This window comes from Pedobacter riviphilus (assembly GCF_014692875.1).
Taxonomy (GTDB): Bacteria; Bacteroidota; Bacteroidia; order Sphingobacteriales; family Sphingobacteriaceae; genus Pedobacter; species Pedobacter riviphilus.
In genome coordinates, this window is the sequence record NZ_CP061171.1 from 5,199,289 (window position 1) to 5,216,328 (window position 17,040).

The window sequence follows — 17,040 nt, forward strand, 5'->3', positions numbered from 1 at the left end:
CCTATTATCTAACACAAGGTTGTATATTCCTGTTGGTTTTGAAAAGCAGGTTACTGTGTGTATCGGTTTCGATAGTCCCGCCATTCGCTTTACCTCTCTGCGTTCGGTGCCCGCTGCTGTCGGGTTTGGTTAACTTAAGGCGGTGGCGCTTGGGGAGGGTTGGATTACTGCGCTGGCCGTGGGGCAACTTTGTAAGTTTTTCTAGCACCTGCAACCCTAAATAGCTGCACCAGCCCCCCGAATTTAAACGGGATTGAAGCGGCATCCTCCGTTCCGGTTTTTCATCGGAATCGGAGATACAGCGAAAAGCCCGGCTGATATTAAAAAAAGTAGATGGCCCTGCTTTCCAAAACCTATAAATAGATCGTGTCGGATGGTAAGATCCAACACCACGATAGGTTCTAAGAATAAATATCTTCGAAATAACTTACCACAAGCGATTTCATCAGCATTTCCTGCTCAAGCATGGTATAAGGTGGAATGGCTTTAATTAATTTCCAATGCGGCCAGCCGTCCTGATCTAGGCCCTCTAGCTCATAGAATCCCATTTCACTCAATAAACGACAGGTAGCAATATGCATCAACTCTTCTTTTTGGCGTTTGCTGTATTTCTTTGGCCCTTTGCCCAGCTCCTGAACGCCGATTAAAAAAAGCATTACTTTTAAATCAGGAAAATCAGATTCAAATTCCTTTGAAATCCTTTCCTGTAAAACTTTCCACTTGGCATTAATCTCCGACGGCTTCATATCTGACAAAGATAAGGTAAAAAGGTGTAAGGCCTAAGTAAAAGCTTTGCGGTTTTAACTTAAAGCTTGATTGGTAATTGTATTTTTAACTACATTTATAACCTATGGATACGAATATCAATAAAACAATTAATGCGGGTTTATTAGCTTATGGCATGTCAGGAAAAGTTTTTCATGCTCCTTTTTTGCAGGGACACAGCGGATTTAATTTAAAGGCAATAGTAGAACGCAGCCATAAAAACGCAGTGAATGATTATCCAAATATTACAAGTTATAATAGTGTTGATGAACTCTTGAATGATGAGGAAATAGCGTTAGTGGTAATTAATACCCCAAATAACCTGCATTATGAACATTCGAAAGCTGCATTAAATGCACATAAACATATTCTGGTTGAAAAACCATTTACGGCAACGGTTGCACAAGCAAAAGAACTTTTTGAACTTGCCGATAGTGTAGGAAAGCAAATCTTTTTTTATCAGAACCGCCGTTGGGACAGCGACTTTACCTCAGTGAAAAAGGTAATTGAAAGTGGCAAGCTGGGGAAACTGATTGAGGTTCATTTACGTTACGATCGTTACCGCAATGTAATCGGGCCAAAGGTATTTAAAGAAAATCCGGTAGAGGCTAGCGGACTTTTATACGATTTAGGCCCACATCTGTTAGATCAGGTGATCTGTTTATTTGGCAAACCTTTAAGTTACCACAAAATTTTAGGTAAAAATAGGGTAGGTACTTTGGTTGATGATTACTTTTCGATCCAGCTAAGTTATCCAGATAGTTTGAATGTTTTTGTTACTTCGAGTATGTTGGTGGTAAGCCCGCAGGCAGGATTTGTTTTACACGGCATGAACGGAAGTTTTATTAAACAGAGAACCGATATTCAGGAAGAGCAACTTTTGGCGGGTATGAAATTAAGCGATCCGGCTTATGGTATCGAATCTGAAAGCAAAGATGGTGTGTTAACTACTATTGATGCAGATGGCAATAAAACGGAGGAAACCATTCCTTCCGAAGTAGGTAGCTATCTGCCACTTTTCGAAGCTGTTTATCAAGGCATTGTTAACAATAAGCCTTATCCTGTGACCCGCGAAGATGTTTTAACACAAATGGAAATTATAGAAAGCCCCATAACCGCATAAGCCTGATCATGAATTCTCTCCCATTTGTATACCTGATTCCAATTTTTTTGATTGCCCTTTATTTAATCCTGAAGAAAAAGAAAGTTGCGATAGAGCCTTTAACCGATGTTGATAAAAAAATACTCGACGACTATGTAGGCTATTACCATAATCTGGATTCGACAGATAAACTGAGGTTTGAAGAGAAAGTAGCTGCATTTTTCAGTACGGTTAAAATTGAGCCGGTAGGTTTAGAAATGACCACACTGGATGAACTGCTGATTGCCTCTAGTGCTGTGATCCCGATTTTTGGTTTCGACGATTGGCAATACAAAAACTTAACCAGCGTTTTGTTATATCCCGATGCCTTTAACAAGGATTTTCAGTTTGAAGGGGGTGAAAGAAACATTATGGGTATGGTGGGTACAGGTTATATGAACGGGCAAATGATTTTATCTCGATCGGCACTGCGCCATGGTTTTTCTAAAAGTGCAGGGAAAGAGAATACCGCAATCCACGAGTTTGTGCACCTTTTAGATAAATCAGACGGTGCAACAGATGGAGTACCCGAAAATTTAATGGCCCATGAATATACTTTGCCCTGGATTAAAATGATGCGTGAGGAAATTGAAAAGATTGAAGAAAATAAATCGGATATTAATCCTTATGCCATCACGAATGAGGCCGAATTTTTTGCCGTAGTTTCAGAATACTTTTTCGAAAAGCCCGAACAGCTTAAAGATAAGCACCCTGAATTGTACTTTCAGTTAAGCCGTATTTTTGCGCAACAGCCTGCAGGTTAAAAATGATAAATTAACAAATGAAAATATTTGCAACAGTTATCTGTAGTTTGATCGCCATCAGCGCCTTTGCGCAGAAAACCTATGTGCTAAGGCAAAATTACCCGACAGGGAATAAGTATAACTTCTCGTTTATTTCAGATCAGCTTATTAAACAGAAAATTGGTAGTAGGAGCATTAATTCAACGCAAGCCATCGGTACCGATTATACTTTTGATATCACAGAAGGGCACAATGGCGATAAAGATATAAAGGTAACCTACAACAGGTTGTTTATGAAATCGACTGCAATGGGGAATACCATGAACCTGGATTCGGATGAGGCAGACAGTACCAAAAAAGGTCCGTTTGCAGGTTTTAAAGGCGCATCTTTTTATATGACAGTAGCTTCAAACGGCGGAATTAAAACCGTAGCTGGCATTGACATGATGCTAGATCGCGTAGCGGCAAAAATGACTACCGATACGGTTAAGCTGAAGGCCATAAAAAGTGCATTAGGAAAGCAATTTAGTGCCGATATGGTTAAACAAACCATGGAATCGTCTTTTAAAATCTATCCCGAAAAATTGATCAAAATAGGCGATAGCTGGACCGTTGATACCAAAATGCAAATGAGCATGCCCATTGAAACGATTACGCAATACACATTAAAAGAGGTAAAGGATGGTGTTGCCATTTTGAGTGTAAAGGGAAGCTTAATTTCGAAAGGAAATTTTGAAGTGATGGGCAATCACATGGAAACCGATTTAAAAGGTACAAACTCCGGAGAAACAGCTGTCGATTTAAAAACGGGTATAGTATTGAACAGCCACTTGCGCGTTGAACTTTACGGCAAAATGAAATCGATGGGGCAGGACATCGATTTCGAAATGCAAGGCATTAATAAAATTGTAGGGAAAGAGGTTAATTAGAAATTAAGTTCGCTATTCCTGCTGTCAGTCTGAGCCTGTCGAAGACCCTTATTCTTAAAAAAATCACGAAGATTTTCCTTCGACAAGCTCAGGATGACATCTTTTTTGATTTGACTTCTTCGTATTACAAACTACCTGTTAATGCCACTAAAAATTCAGTCGGAATTTCGATATGTGGAATGTGGCCACAAGCATCAAACTCAATAATCTTAGCACCAATAATTTTGGCTGCGGTTTGCTTTCCCAAAAGTTTATACTGACCGTGTAAAGCCTGTTGATCTGGCGTAAGCAGGCCTTTGCCGACGATTGTTTTGTCTTCCTTACCAATAAACAAAACAGTAGGTACCTTTAAATTCTGAAATTCGTATACTACAGGCTGTTCATAAATCATGGTATAAGTTAACGCGGCAACTTTAGCCCAGCGCGGGTAGTCGGAACTATTGGTTACCCCTCCCGCAATGCCCACCAGGTATTCGTATTCAGGTTTCCAATACGTAAAATAAGAGCCTTGGTAATACTTTCGTACGCTCTCAGCAGTGGTTTTAAGTTCCGTTTGATACTGTTGCGCAGTAGTGATATAAGGAATGAAAGTTTTATAATCTTCCAGTCCGATTGGATTTTCGAGCAAGAGTTTTTCAGTTGTTTCCGGGTACATCAAAGCAAAACGCGTAGCCAGCATACCGCCCATACTATGACCTAAAACCACGGTTTTTTGAACGCCTAAGGTATCTAGCAGTCGTTTATTCCAGCTAGCCATTTGGTGGAAACTGTAATGGATAAATGCTTTAGATGATTTACCAAAACCAATCTGGTCAGGTACGATTACACGATAACCGATGTTGGTTAAGGCTTTAATTACATTGCCCCAGTAATAACCTCCAAAATTTTTCCCATGGAAAAGGATTGCCGTTTTTCCATTGGCTGCTGCAGTTGGTGCAACATCCATATAAGCCATTTTAATATCCTGGTCTTCGGTATTAATAGGAAAGTATTTAACGGGATACGGGTATTTAACGTTATCAAGGGTGATAGATAGCGTATCTATTTTTTGTGCATGTACAAGGGTAAAAACGAACAGGCTGAGGGCAAGTAAAAGAAAATATCTCTTCATGATTGGTAATGATGTAAAAACTAAAAAGCTAATTGGCCCAAGTTAGACTTTTGCCAATTAGTTAGCTTAAAAATCATGCCCTTTTTACATAATCAGCAATTAAATGTAAGTGCCATGGCGATTTGAATTAATCTTTGAGCATCTGTTTCAAATATTTTACGGGCATCGCAATGGTTGTTTCATCTGATAGACTACCAGAAATTTTATCGATATTAACTTTGTCAATCTTAATTTCCGATTTTTCGAAAGTATTAATCGTTAAATTGCCAATGTTGCTTTTATCTTCTTCTCCTCCGAGATCAACGGTTGAATTCTTGCATCTTATATTTAACTTTTTATAAGAGTTGTTTTCCGAATAAAAAGTTGTACTATCCAGGTTGATGTTTAACTGTTTAATGTCGGGTTGATTAATTACTTTGCTCGATTTTCCATTATTTGTAAATAATGTAATGGGCGAGCCAAAACTGAGCTGGCCGGCATTTTTCATGTTAATATTTAAAGAATCACTTTTGGCTGTTAAAATCAGCTCTGAAGAATTAGTTAAATTGAGTTCGTCAACATTCCGACAATATACCAGTATTGTTATATCTGATCTATGATGGTGCGATGGCTGTGCTTTATCATCAAAATAAATTTGTAGTACGCCCACATTGTTTACACTAAAATTGATGGCGTCTTTCATCTCAGTAGGTACTTTTACCCCGAATACATCGCTTTTAATAAAATGTATCTGCAGAGCATTACCTCTAGCATCTGGAATGTTAATACTGGTAAACGGATTTTTTATAGGTACGGCAGTTCTGCCTTGGCTTTCCTTATCAAAGGGCTCCGCGTTTATTTCTTGTTCTTCAACAAAGCCACCACTAGTTGATGGCTTATAATTTATTTTGGCATTTATGGCCACAACAATTATTGGAACAATAATGAACAGTGCAGCAAGGGTGATTAATAATTTATTGCTTGTTTTCATTTTTTTAGGCGTTAAAATTTTCTTTTACAAACATTTTGTATTGGCTTTCCAGTTCATCAAAACCAATGTTAAGCAGGTAAATATTCCTGAAAAAGGTTGGCAGTTCATCTGTTATAAACTGTTGTTTGCGGTAGTTTCTTACATTGTCTATTGCCGCTTCCTCTACAAAAAAACCAATTCCTCTTTTATTGTTGATGATGTTCTTGTTTTGTAGCAGCTCGTAGGTACGCATTACCGTATTAGGATTTACTTCCATTTCTACGGCCAGTTCCCGCACCGAAGGAACTTTTTCATCGGCTTTCCATTTTCCGAGCAAAATATGTTCACAAACGTATTCTGCAATTTGAAGGTATATCGCCTTGTTATCTCTAAATTCCATATCTATACCTTTTAATTAAACTTCTTTTTCTTTTAAGCGGACGTAAGTAATTATCCAGATAAATAAGGTGACTAAGATGCTAGCCACAAATAGTATTATGAATACAAAGTCTCCTTCATTTGTGCCTGTATTGTACTTACCTTCCAGTAACCATTTCGCAGTTTTAAAGCCTAAAAAGATCACAAGTGTGAATAAGGCTGTTAAGGATAGAGCGGTTTTAACGTAATGAAAGCGATTAAAATAAACGGATCCCAGAAGAAAAATGCTAGAGAAGAAAAGTGGAAAAGCAAATAGGAATTTAGACCTGTTATCGACGGTTAAATCATCATAAAAAGAGCTAAAGCTCACCAATGTTAGTTTATTGGTGTTATAATCGAGCGCTTTTTGATTTTTCCATAGTTCGTTGATATAGTTAAGAAATATAGAATCAACTATATAAAAAATAAGTAGGTAACTTACTAAGCTGAGAATTACGGAGAAAAGAATTGCGCAAAAGAATTTCTCGGTAACAGAGGCTGGTGTCATTAATTCCATAATTGCTTTCGGTTTTTGCCCTAACGCACTAAAATAGGTGCTGGCTTCAATTGTTAAAAACAAAAAACCGATCGAAAGAAAAACAGGCATACGAAAGGCTAATTGAGCATGGCCGTTATCATTCCATACAAAATTTGATTGGTTGAAACGAGGGATGTTAAAGAGATAGAAGCCCACTACAATTACGGTAAGCACTATCAAACTCATCAAATAAATTTTTCCAAACTCCAGCCACTGTCTTTTAAGCAATAAGCCAAATCGATTGATATTAAATGTGTTGTTCATTGCTTAGCTGAATAAAGGTTTAAATTTGATTTTTTCTGCAAGTATGGCATTGAAAAGTAGCTCCATATCTAATTTGCTTTCTTCCTGGTGATAGTTGGGCATTACCGCATTATAACCAGAAAGTGATGCCTCTGCATAAATGATGCTATCATCGATTTCTTTGACTTTCTTAAAGGTTAACTTTGCTGTAATTTCTTCTACTGAAGCTTTAAGCGCAACGTCATTTTCGTCAAGCATAATCACCGTGTCGATCAAATTGTCCAAATCCCTAACCTGGTGCGTAGAGATGATGATACAACGTTCATCTGTCATAGCAGAAGCCATAATTTTTCTAAACTGAGCTTTAGAAGGAATGTCTAAACCGTTAGTAGGCTCATCCATAATCACCAGTTTCGCCTGTGTAGCCAGGCCAAAAGCAATAATTACTTTTTTCTTCTGCCCGTAGCTCATGTTAATGAGTTTCTGTTCAACAGGAATATCAAATTCCTTAATCAGATCTGTAAAATAATCATGATCGAAATTTTTGTAAAATGGAGCGTTTGCTTTTAAATAGGCTTCAATTTTTACTGAAGGCAAATAAAATTCTTCTGGAATAAAACAAATCTGCTCTAAAAGCGCAGGTTGTCTTTTGGCGGGGTTAAAGCCCATCACCTCTAATGTGCCACTCTGTGCATATACCAAACCGGCCAGGTTTTTTAATAGGCTCGATTTACCGGCTCCATTTTTTCCAAGCAAACCGTAAATATGGCCATTGCTTAACCGCATGCTCATATTTTTAAATAATGGCTTATGCTTGCTGTAGCCAAAATTAAGATTGTTAATATTTATCATATCTACTGTATTAGTTAAATAATACACTAATGTATGTTGTTGTTTGATGATCTCCAAATTATTTTGAAAAAAGTTTTGGGCTGAGCGAATAGGGGTTAGCGTTTTCACACTCATCGCGCTACGCCACGGGAAGGTAAAATATCAGTCTAATAATTGTTGCATTAAAACATCCTTAATGTGGAGATTGTATGTTTGTAGTATATTGATATAGTATGGATACAAAATGGGCATATTTACTTAGTCGCTTGGCAATAGGATTGAGTTTTTTCGGACATGGTTTGGTGCGTTTACCAAAACTTGCAGGTTTTAGTGGCTGGATGGTTGGGCAATTTTCGAAATCATATTTACCTGATACATTGATTATTCCCTTTAGTTATATTTTGCCGTTTGCCGAATTTATAGCAGGCTTAATGATCATATTGGGCTTATTTACTAGGCAAGGCTTATTATTTGCCGGAGTGATTTCGTTAGCACTGATTTTCGGAACAACGGTAATTGAAAATTGGGATGCGCTGCCTTCTCAACTCATCCATGTCGCATTTTTATCGGTACTACTTGCTTACCTGTCGCATAACAGTTATGCGGTTGACAAAATCATTAAAAAATAATTATGGAATACAGAAAAATTGGAAATTCAGATTTAGCACTTTCGGTAATCACATTCGGCGCCTGGGCAGCTGGAGGCTGGATGTGGGGAAGCACAGATAGAAACGATGCAATTAACGCAATTAAAGCAGGTTACGATTTAGGGGTTACATCAATCGATACCGCTCCAATTTACGGTTAGGGAGATAGTGAGGAAATCGTAGGCAATGCAATAAAAGGGATCTCGCGCGATAAATTACAACTGGTAACCAAATTCGGGATGCGTTGGGACCTGGCCAAAGGCGATTTCGGCTTTAAGAGCAAAAACAATGAGGGAAAAGATATCGATATTTATAAATATGCCGGAAAAGAAAGTGTGATTTATGAATGTGAGCAATCTTTAAAACGCCTGGGTACTGATTACATAGATCTTTACCAGATCCACTGGCCAGATACAACAACACCGATAAACGAAACTTTCGAAGCCGTGAGCAGGTTAATTGAACAGGGTAAAGTACGTTATGCAGGCGTGTGCAATTATAATGTGGCACAATTAAAAGAAGCAGATCAGACTTTAGAAATTATTTCCAACCAGATTCCATTTAGCATGGTAAACCGCGGTGTTGAGGAGGAAATTGTTCCATATTGTATTGAAAAAAATAAATCAGTTTTAGCTTATAGTCCGATGGAGCGCGGTTTATTGACCGGAAAAATGACTGCCGATTATAAATTTGAAGAAGGTGATCACCGTCAAGGGAATAAATTTTTCTCGCCAGAAAGTATCGAAAAAACAAATGCGTTTTTGGCTAAAATAAAACCGTTGGCCGACGAGAAAAATGCTACTCTATCTCAATTGGTGTTACGCTGGACGGTTGAACGCCCAGGCATAACCATTGCTTTGGTTGGCGCAAGGAATGAAAAGCAAGCTGTACAAAATGCAGAAGCCATAAACGTAAAATTAAACGCTGAAGAAATTCAGTTCATCAATACCGAATTAAAGAACGCTGGTTTTTAAACTTCAACCGCAAAGAAAGGAAGGAACACAGCGGTTAAAGTCTTCGATTTCTTTGCGAAAAAACTTTGCGTCCTTCGCAGTTAAACAAACAATATATGTCTAAATTATTTTCTCCTTTTACCATAAAGGATGTAACCTTAAAAAATAGAATTGTTATTTCACCCATGTGCCAATATTCTGCTGTTGATGGCTTTGCCAACGATTGGCACCTGGTGCATTTAGGAAGCCGTGCCGTTGGTGGTGCAGGTTTAATTATCCAGGAAGCTTCTGCAGTAACAGCCGATGGGAGAATTACCTATGCTGATTTAGGTATCTGGAAAGATGAACATGTAGAAAAACTGAAACAGATAGTTTCTTTTATTCATAATAATGGTGCTATCGCTGGCGTCCAATTGGCACATGCAGGTAGAAAAGCCAGTTGCGAAGTGCCCTGGAATGGCGGCGAGCAGTTAGCTGCAGGTGAAAATAGCTGGAAACCAGTTGCACCATCTCCAATTTCTTTTAAGCCAGGACAGGTTGAACCGCATGAATTAACGATTTCAGAAATTCAGGATATTGTTTTTGCTTTCAGAGCGGCGGCAAAACGGGCCCTTGATGCCGGCTATAAAGTAGTAGAAATACATGCTGCACACGGTTATTTACTACATCAGTTTTTTAGTCCATTGAGCAATAAACGTACAGATGTTTATGGTGGAAGTTTCGAAAACCGGATTCGTTTGGTAATCGATGTGGTTGAAGCCGTACAATCGGTATGGCCAGAGAACTTGCCTTTATTTGTTCGCATTTCTGCAACGGACTGGACGGAAGGCGGCTGGAACGAGAACGATTCATTACAATTAGTGGCTGTGTTAAAAGATCGCGGTGTAGATTTAATTGATACCTCATCTGGAGGAAATGTACCTGATGCTTTTATTCCTGCAGGACCAAACTATCAGGTTCCTTTTGCTGATAAGATTAGAAATGAAATTGGGATTTATACAGGTGCAGTAGGTGTAATTGTTGAGGCGCAGCAGGCAGAAGAAATTTTGGAGCAGGGCAAAGCTGATTTGATTTTTATTGCCCGCGAATCGTTACGTGATGCTTATTTCCCTACGCATGCAGCGCAAGTGCTTGGCGATGATACCGAATGGCCAAATCAGTATGTTAGGGCTAAGAGGGATACGTTTAAGAAATAATCATTGGTTCCAAAAAAGGGAAAAAGCCGGCATTTGTCGGCTTTTTCCCTTTTAAATCAATTATGATGTGGCTGGCACATAGAACCTCAATCCAATATAAATGGATGCCCGGTTTTTTTCTATTGTTTGTTATTTTACCAGTGTAAAAGGAACATACAATCCGAAAGTGATATTTCTGCCGGTATTATAAACACCTAAATTAGGATTCTCCTGATCAAAACGGCCTGGTTTAAATCTGCTTAAAGCATCGTAATATTTCTGATCTAACAGGTTATTGGCCGAAACAGATAGTTTGATTGGCTGTTTGCCTAAATTAAATGTAGCACCGATGCCTGCGTTTAATAGCGTATAACCACTGGTTGGCGTTTCAAAAACATCATCCACACGGGTTTGTTTAAATGCCGAGTTGATACCCACAGAAAGATATGCATCATTTGTGCCTTTAAGTTTAGGTTCGAAACGTAATTCATTTCTCAATGTTCCGGCAGGAATAAATGAAAGCGGTCTGTTTAACGTATTGTTCTGTGCATGAACGTATCCAAATGTATTTTCGAAGTGGATAAACGGAACAGGGTGGATGGTTAAACTTGCTTCAGCACCGTAAAGATTCGCGTTTACCTGTCCGTAACGGTAAACATCATAAAGTGTACCGTCAGCTACTCTTTGTTCGCCATTGTTGGAGGCATAAATATAATTGTGGATGTAATTGTTGTAAATACTTGCACTTGCACTTACAATTTTTCCTTCGTATTCCAAAGCAGCATCAACCTGGTAACTGCGCTCAGGACTTAAACCTGAGTTACCGATTTCGTATCTAAATGTACCTTCATGTACACCGTTCGAGCCTAGCTCTGCAGGGTTTGGCGCACGGAATGCAGAACCTGCATTGGCTTTAAAATTCAGCTCATCATTAAACTGATGGGTAAAACCCAATGCGCCACTTACATTGGAAAACTTATTTTTGAAAGGTGCAAAAAGCTCTTCTCCATCATCAAACAATTGTTTTCCGTTGTTTTTTCTAAAATCGTAACGGGCACCAATACTAAAGGTGCTATTTTCCCAATTTTTCTTCGCATAAGCAAAAGCACCTAAACCAAAAGTATCATAAGCTGGAATTAAAAATTCTGTTCCTTTATTTTGGCTATGTGCATCATCTACACTTACACCAAAAACGGGCTGCCATCCATTAGTTTCGTGGATATAGTATTTCAGGTCTGCGTTGTAAGTTTTAAGGTCGAAGAATAGGGCAGGATCTGGTCCATCTAATTCACGACGTTGGTTTTGTTGATAACCAAAATCAGCTTTCAAATTACCGTTACCAATAATGAAATTGTTATTTAAGGCGATTTTAAAGTGTCGGATATCTTGGCGAGGGTATTCTAACGCACGGTTTTTATAATCATCGTTGGTAAAAGCACTACCGTCTTCTTTCACAAAATTTCCATTGTCGTCTAAAGTTGGCTCATAAAAGCCAATATTGTTATGAAAGTTCGAAACATTTAAGTGGGTATAACCCCAGCTTTTATTTAAACCTACCATACCACTTAAATCGGTTTCGTTAAAGCCCGAATTAGGGAAGTAACCTGTTGGTGTTTTAAAAGAGTAAGCATTTTTATACGTTCCACGGGCTCTCCAAACAAATCCGTTTTCGTTACCATTTAACATTAACGAGTTAGCAGTAAGGCCATTATTGGTAGAGTAATTGGTAATAAATTCACCTTTAATCTGCCCTTCGGGTGCGGTACTTGGCTCTAATAGGTTAATTACGCCACCTAGTGCATCAGAACCGTACATTAACGATGCTGCGCCACGTAAAACTTCAACGCGGTCTGATTTAAACTGATCAATTTCAATACCGTGCTCATCGCCCCATTGCTGTCCTTGTTGTTTTATACCATCATCTAAAGTTACAATTCTGTTATAGCCCAAGCCTCTGATTACAGGCTTGGAAATAGATGGGCCCGTAGTAATTTGTGATACACCGGGTATTTTAGTTAACGCATCAATTAAATTGGTTGAAGGCTGTAAAAGCTGATCTTTGCCAATTACGGCAGAAGAAGCACTATTTCTTTTGCTGGTACTGCTGATCAAACTTCCGGTAATTACAATCTCCTTTGTTTCTATTGCAGTAGGTTGTAAAGAAAACGCTAATCCAGTTGCGCTGGCAAAGTTTACCACCTGTGTAGCTGTTTTATAGCCTACATAATGTACCTCAACCAGATAACTTCCTTTTGAAGGAAGGTTATTCAACGTAAATTCTCCGTCATTGTTGGTTACTGCCGAAACTTTTAAATCAGGAATAAAAATGGTTGCACCTGGCAACGTTTGTTTAGTGCTTGCATCAATAACCTTACCTGTTATATTCTTTAAAGCGGCAGCAAAAACGGTGCTGCTTAATAATGTATATAGAATTACTAAGCCAATAAGCTGTAATTTTTTCATGTGTTGTAGTAAATAAAAATGATTGAAAAACCAAAGCAATAGCATAATGAAGCTGGTTTTAGTTTCTCATATAAATAATTTGATTAAGCACGGATGCGCTTGAAAAGAAAAAATTAAGCTAAAGGGGGACCTCGTAAACAAGTACGCTTTATTTCGGTAAAGGCATTCTTTAAGGTAGACTCGGTTCGGCTAAAAATTTTGGCTGATAAGAAGATTCTGTAAATGTGGTGCGTTTGCACATAATTTTTTTCAAAACTAGCATTACAGATTAAACAGGTATCGCCATGGGCCTGCACATGGCTAACATGTTTACAGTTGACCTCTTTCTGCACAACCGGAAGCGAGTTATGGTGGTGAAGTACACTCCAAGGAGTTAAAGCAATAGCAAATACGATCAGCATAAATGCCGATAAATATTTGTTAATGTTTTGTCTATGCTTTTTCAACAGGCCAAAAGTAGTAATTCCTAAGCAATTATATATATTTACAAAGTAACATTGTATTTATACTGCTATGACCTGAGATCTAGTCGATGGTTTAATCAAAAGAAGATATAAATCTTAAAAAATTATAGCCATACCAATTATAAACCTATTTCCGTTATTGGTTGAAATAAAGAATTAATGAAATTTATCAGGAAAAATATATTCAATGCGCTATTGCTCATCATGCTTTTGGTAATTGTTTTTGTACCTGATGCAAAAGCATTTTTAATTAGGGGATTAATGGAAATCGGTTTTTATTCGCCAGAAGTTGAACACCCAATGGCAAGCACGATGGGCCTTAATGGAATTCAGTTTAAGGATTTAAAAGGAAACGTGATTGATCTTGGCGATTTAAAAGGGAAAGTTATTTTTCTTAATTTCTGGGCAACCTGGTGTCCGCCATGTAGGGCCGAAATGCCTTCGATTAACAAGCTTTACGCACAATTTAAAAACGATAAAGATATTGTATTCATTTTTGCCGATGCTGACGGAGATTTTGCGAAATCAGGCAAATTTATGTCCGATCGTAAATATGAAATGCCGGTTTATAAAGTAGAAAGCGATATTCCTGAAAAAGTATTTACTGGCGCTTTGCCTACAACTGTTATTTTCGATAAGCAAGGTAGATTGTCTTTCAGGCATGAGGGTGTGGCTAATTATGCAGATAAAAAGATTGTCGACTTCCTTAATAAATTAAAGAATACAAAATAACTTATGCAGTAACCAAAACATTCCTGATTCCTCCTAGAATTTGAGGTTCAAATGATATTTCTATTTATAATATATGTAGTTAACTACATATATTTGTTGGATAATATTTAGCAATGCAAAACGACTTTAAAATTGAACGGTTAGATAATCAATTCTGTGAAGCGATTATTGGGTTAATTCTGCCCATCCAACAAATAGAATTTAATGTAGATATAGACCTGGCAGCACAGCCAGATTTGTTGGATATCGAAAAAAACTACGATGGCTCTGGCGGTGCCTTCTGGGGTGCAAAATTAAATGGTGAATTGATTGGAACTATTGCTTTAATTGCCGTACCTGAGCATCAATCGGGGGCAATCAGAAAAATGTTTGTGAAAAAGGAATTCCGAGGGAAAGATTTGGGCGTTGCACAGGCTTTATTGAAAACACTGTTAGCCTACTGTGAGGGTAATAATCTGAATGAGGTATATTTGGGCACTAAAGACATATTGCAGGCGGCCTGCCGTTTTTATGAACGTAATGGATTTAAACCAGTTGCAATGGAAAATTTACCGGTTTACTTCCCCCGGATGGCTGTAGACAATGTTTTTTATAGCCTGGACTTAAAATCTGTTTAATGGAACAAAATGTAATTGATGCTTCTGGCTTATTGGCCATTTCTACCCGCTTGCAAAGGCTCAGCGATCAGATCCGTAAAGATGGCCTGTTGATTTATAAAGCATTCGGAATTGATTTTCAACCCAAATGGTTCCCTGTGCTTTATACTTTATATAAAAAATCAACCATGAATGTGGTTTCGCTGTCAGATGAAATCGGTTATGCACATCCTTCTACCATCAGTTTGTTAAAAGAATTGGAAAAGGAGAAACTGATCCGGTCTAAAAAAGATAAAGTAGATACCCGTAAACGTTTGGTTGAGCTTACAGAAAAGGGCACGGCACTTCTTTCTACCATGGAGCCTGTTTGGGATGTGATTATTAAAGCAACAGCAGAAATTACGAATACTCAAAATAACTTAATGAAGGCCATAGATGAAGTTGAAGCAACCTTAAGAGAAAAAAGCTTCTTAGAAAGAGCAGAGGTTTATATTAAGAAATGAGTGAAGGATAGAATGATTGAATGACGGAGAAGGTTAACCAATGATTTTACTATTTTTGCTCCCATGATTTCATTTTTCGAGGCTTCACTTAAGCAACTTTCTATCCACCATACAGGCAATAAATTGCTTGAAGAGTATTATAAATTATCTGATGCACCTTTAAAAATTGATGACGAAATACTGGGAAACCTGCTGATGCAGTATTTCTTAAAGCCTTTCGAAAAGGTAAATGAAGTCTACCGTTTTTATCATCCTAATGATAATTTAGAACTGAACGAAGTATTCCATTTTGCGCATGAAATTTTCGAAAACAATGAGCTTTTTCACGAAGATTCGCAGCAACTCGCCAAACATTTATACGATGTTGCCAACCACCCAAAAATTAAATCGGGTGAATTATATGTAGCTTATTTCGAAAAAGTGCAGATAGAAGGGGAGCAGTTGGACGTAATCGGCGTTTTTAAATCCGAAACAAAAGATACTTACCTAAAAGTTTACCCTGAACAGGATGGCTTTAATGTAAGTTACGAGCAAGAAGCCATCAGCATTAATAAACTGGATAAAGGCTGCCTGATTTTTAACGTTGATCAAGAAGAAGGTTACAAAGTGGTGGTGTTGGATCAATCGAAAAGCAGCAACGATTCTGCCGTTTACTGGAAGGATGAATTCTTGAAGCTGAAAATCAGGAACGATAGTTATAACCAGACCAATAATGTGCTGGGAGTTTATAAAAATTTCGTCACGCAGAAGCTGGATGATGACTACGAAATCAGCAAAGCTGATAAAATAGATCTCTTAAACCGCTCGATGAAGTATTTCAAAGAGAAAGAAACCTTTGATATTGAAGAATTCGGTAATGAGGTAATTGGCAACGCTGAAGGGATAGAATCGTTCAAAAATTACAAGAAAAACTATGAGCAGGAGTTCGAAAGTCCGATAGCTGATCATTTTGAAATAGCCGAATCTGCTGTTAAAAAACAGGCCCGTGCCTACAAAAGCGTGTTAAAGCTGGATAAAAACTTCCACATTTATATCCATGGCAATAAAGATATGATCGAAAAAGGTTACGACGATGATAAATCGATGAACTTTTATAAGGTGTATTTTAGGGAAGAGGAGTAGGTTTTAGTCTATAGTCCATAGTCTTCAGTCATGAGTCCGACTTTGGACTACAGACTAAGGACTCATGACTAAATCCCATTTCCTCGGTCTGTGTCCCCACAGACCGAAACTGAATTTTATTTTCTATTTTTAATAATGGAAAACAAAAATATTTTCAAACAAGACCGCAACTCAAAAATGCTTTTGGATGGAGTATATTTTTGGACAGACACGGTTAAAGATTGGAAAAAAATCTTTTCTATCGATAAGTATAAATTAATTTTAATCGATACTTTTAGGGAACTTGTAAATAGAAAAAAGGTTGTTGTTTATGCTTTTGTAATTATGCCAAATCATTTGCACTTGGTATGGCAAATGATAGCGTTAAATGGAAAAGAAATGCCTCAAGCAAGTTTTAATAAATTTACTTCCCATCAAATTTTTCAGGACTTAAAACTTCATCACTTTGATATATTACCATATTTTAAAGTATCTGATGGAGAAAGAAATTTTCGTTTATGGCAAAGAGATCCATTAGCTATTCTTATGGATACTCTGGATAAGCTTGAACAGAAAATAGACTATATCCATCTCAATCCATTACAGGAAAGATGGCAATTGTGCGAGAGGCCGGAAGATTACGAATGGTCATCAGCAAAATTTTATGAAACTGGAATAGATAATTTTGGCTTTTTAACTGATTATAGGGATCTTCTGTAGCTTTATTTCTATTTCGGTC

17 protein-coding genes and 1 pseudogene are annotated in these 17,040 nt (G+C 37.7%); 11 read left to right on the forward strand and 7 right to left on the reverse strand.

What is annotated here, in order from left to right:
• Positions 1-401: 401 nt before the first annotated feature.
• Positions 402-746: a hypothetical protein gene (locus H9N25_RS21405; RefSeq protein ID WP_167296109.1), complete on the reverse strand. Its 345-nt coding sequence runs from the start codon at positions 744-746 to the stop codon at positions 402-404.
• A gap of 104 nt (positions 747-850) precedes the next feature.
• Between H9N25_RS21405 and H9N25_RS21410 the strand changes: the two genes are divergently transcribed.
• Genes H9N25_RS21410 through H9N25_RS21420 form a run of 3 tightly spaced genes read left to right on the forward strand, consistent with a single transcriptional unit; the run spans position 851 to position 3,578 of the window.
• Positions 851-1,888 (forward strand): Gfo/Idh/MocA family oxidoreductase, encoded by a 1,038-nt coding sequence (locus H9N25_RS21410; protein WP_190327178.1) that lies wholly within the window; start codon positions 851-853, stop codon positions 1,886-1,888.
• An 8-nt stretch (positions 1,889-1,896) separates the two neighbouring features.
• The gene (locus H9N25_RS21415; protein WP_167296111.1) at positions 1,897-2,670 is read left to right on the forward strand and encodes a M90 family metallopeptidase; all 774 of its coding nucleotides are present in this window, start codon (positions 1,897-1,899) and stop codon (positions 2,668-2,670) included.
• A 17-nt stretch (positions 2,671-2,687) separates the two neighbouring features.
• Positions 2,688-3,578 carry a DUF6263 family protein gene (locus H9N25_RS21420; RefSeq protein ID WP_167296112.1) on the forward strand — a complete coding sequence of 297 codons (891 nt, stop codon included), beginning with the start codon at positions 2,688-2,690 and terminating at the stop codon, positions 3,576-3,578.
• A 124-nt stretch (positions 3,579-3,702) separates the two neighbouring features.
• Here H9N25_RS21420 and H9N25_RS21425 read toward each other — a convergent pair whose 3' ends face one another.
• The 5 genes from H9N25_RS21425 to H9N25_RS21445 form a co-directional block, all read right to left on the reverse strand.
• Positions 3,703-4,689 (reverse strand): alpha/beta fold hydrolase, encoded by a 987-nt coding sequence (locus H9N25_RS21425; RefSeq protein ID WP_190327179.1) that lies wholly within the window; start codon positions 4,687-4,689, stop codon positions 3,703-3,705.
• A gap of 127 nt (positions 4,690-4,816) precedes the next feature.
• The gene (locus H9N25_RS21430) at positions 4,817-5,659 is read right to left on the reverse strand and encodes a GIN domain-containing protein (RefSeq protein WP_167296114.1); all 843 of its coding nucleotides are present in this window, start codon (positions 5,657-5,659) and stop codon (positions 4,817-4,819) included.
• Between the two features lie 4 nt (positions 5,660-5,663).
• Complete coding sequence (locus H9N25_RS21435; protein ID WP_190327180.1) at positions 5,664-6,038, reverse strand: GntR family transcriptional regulator; 375 nt, start codon at positions 6,036-6,038, stop codon at positions 5,664-5,666.
• Between the two features lie 15 nt (positions 6,039-6,053).
• Positions 6,054-6,857 carry a hypothetical protein gene (locus tag H9N25_RS21440; RefSeq protein ID WP_190327181.1) on the reverse strand — a complete coding sequence of 268 codons (804 nt, stop codon included), beginning with the start codon at positions 6,855-6,857 and terminating at the stop codon, positions 6,054-6,056.
• A 3-nt stretch (positions 6,858-6,860) separates the two neighbouring features.
• Positions 6,861-7,688, reverse strand: coding sequence for an ABC transporter ATP-binding protein (locus H9N25_RS21445; RefSeq protein ID WP_167296117.1), 828 nt, complete (start codon positions 7,686-7,688; stop codon positions 6,861-6,863).
• A 212-nt stretch (positions 7,689-7,900) separates the two neighbouring features.
• Here H9N25_RS21445 and H9N25_RS21450 point away from each other — a divergent pair, with 212 nt between their 5' ends.
• The 3 genes and pseudogenes from H9N25_RS21450 (at position 7,901) to H9N25_RS21460 (ending at position 10,463) form a co-directional block, all read left to right on the forward strand.
• Positions 7,901-8,296, forward strand: coding sequence for a DoxX family protein (locus H9N25_RS21450; RefSeq protein ID WP_167296118.1), 396 nt, complete (start codon positions 7,901-7,903; stop codon positions 8,294-8,296).
• Positions 8,297-8,298: 2 nt separating this feature from the next.
• Positions 8,299-9,288 (forward strand): annotated as a pseudogene (locus tag H9N25_RS21455) (aldo/keto reductase).
• A 95-nt stretch (positions 9,289-9,383) separates the two neighbouring features.
• Entirely contained in the window at positions 9,384-10,463 is a 1,080-nt protein-coding gene (locus tag H9N25_RS21460; protein WP_190327182.1) for an NADH:flavin oxidoreductase/NADH oxidase, read from the forward strand.
• A 129-nt stretch (positions 10,464-10,592) separates the two neighbouring features.
• Here H9N25_RS21460 and H9N25_RS21465 read toward each other — a convergent pair whose 3' ends face one another.
• The gene (locus H9N25_RS21465) at positions 10,593-12,905 is read right to left on the reverse strand and encodes a TonB-dependent receptor (protein WP_190327183.1); all 2,313 of its coding nucleotides are present in this window, start codon (positions 12,903-12,905) and stop codon (positions 10,593-10,595) included.
• Positions 12,906-13,528: 623 nt separating this feature from the next.
• Here H9N25_RS21465 and H9N25_RS21470 point away from each other — a divergent pair.
• The 5 genes from H9N25_RS21470 (at position 13,529) to H9N25_RS21490 (ending at position 17,021) form a co-directional block, all read left to right on the forward strand.
• Positions 13,529-14,101 carry a TlpA family protein disulfide reductase gene (locus H9N25_RS21470; protein ID WP_190327184.1) on the forward strand — a complete coding sequence of 191 codons (573 nt, stop codon included), beginning with the start codon at positions 13,529-13,531 and terminating at the stop codon, positions 14,099-14,101.
• Between the two features lie 113 nt (positions 14,102-14,214).
• On the forward strand, positions 14,215-14,718 hold the full coding sequence (locus tag H9N25_RS21475; protein ID WP_190327185.1) for a GNAT family N-acetyltransferase: 504 nt from the start codon (positions 14,215-14,217) through the stop codon (positions 14,716-14,718).
• Positions 14,718-15,200, forward strand: a complete 483-nt coding sequence (locus H9N25_RS21480) for a MarR family winged helix-turn-helix transcriptional regulator (protein ID WP_190327186.1) — start codon at positions 14,718-14,720, stop codon at positions 15,198-15,200. The genes H9N25_RS21475 and H9N25_RS21480 overlap by 1 nt, the downstream gene beginning before the upstream one ends.
• A 63-nt stretch (positions 15,201-15,263) precedes the next feature.
• Positions 15,264-16,322: a nucleoid-associated protein gene (locus tag H9N25_RS21485; RefSeq protein WP_167296125.1), complete on the forward strand. Its 1,059-nt coding sequence runs from the start codon at positions 15,264-15,266 to the stop codon at positions 16,320-16,322.
• 135 nt (positions 16,323-16,457) lie between these two features.
• The gene (locus H9N25_RS21490; protein ID WP_223833467.1) at positions 16,458-17,021 is read left to right on the forward strand and encodes a transposase; all 564 of its coding nucleotides are present in this window, start codon (positions 16,458-16,460) and stop codon (positions 17,019-17,021) included.
• Positions 17,022-17,040: the final 19 nt, after the last annotated feature.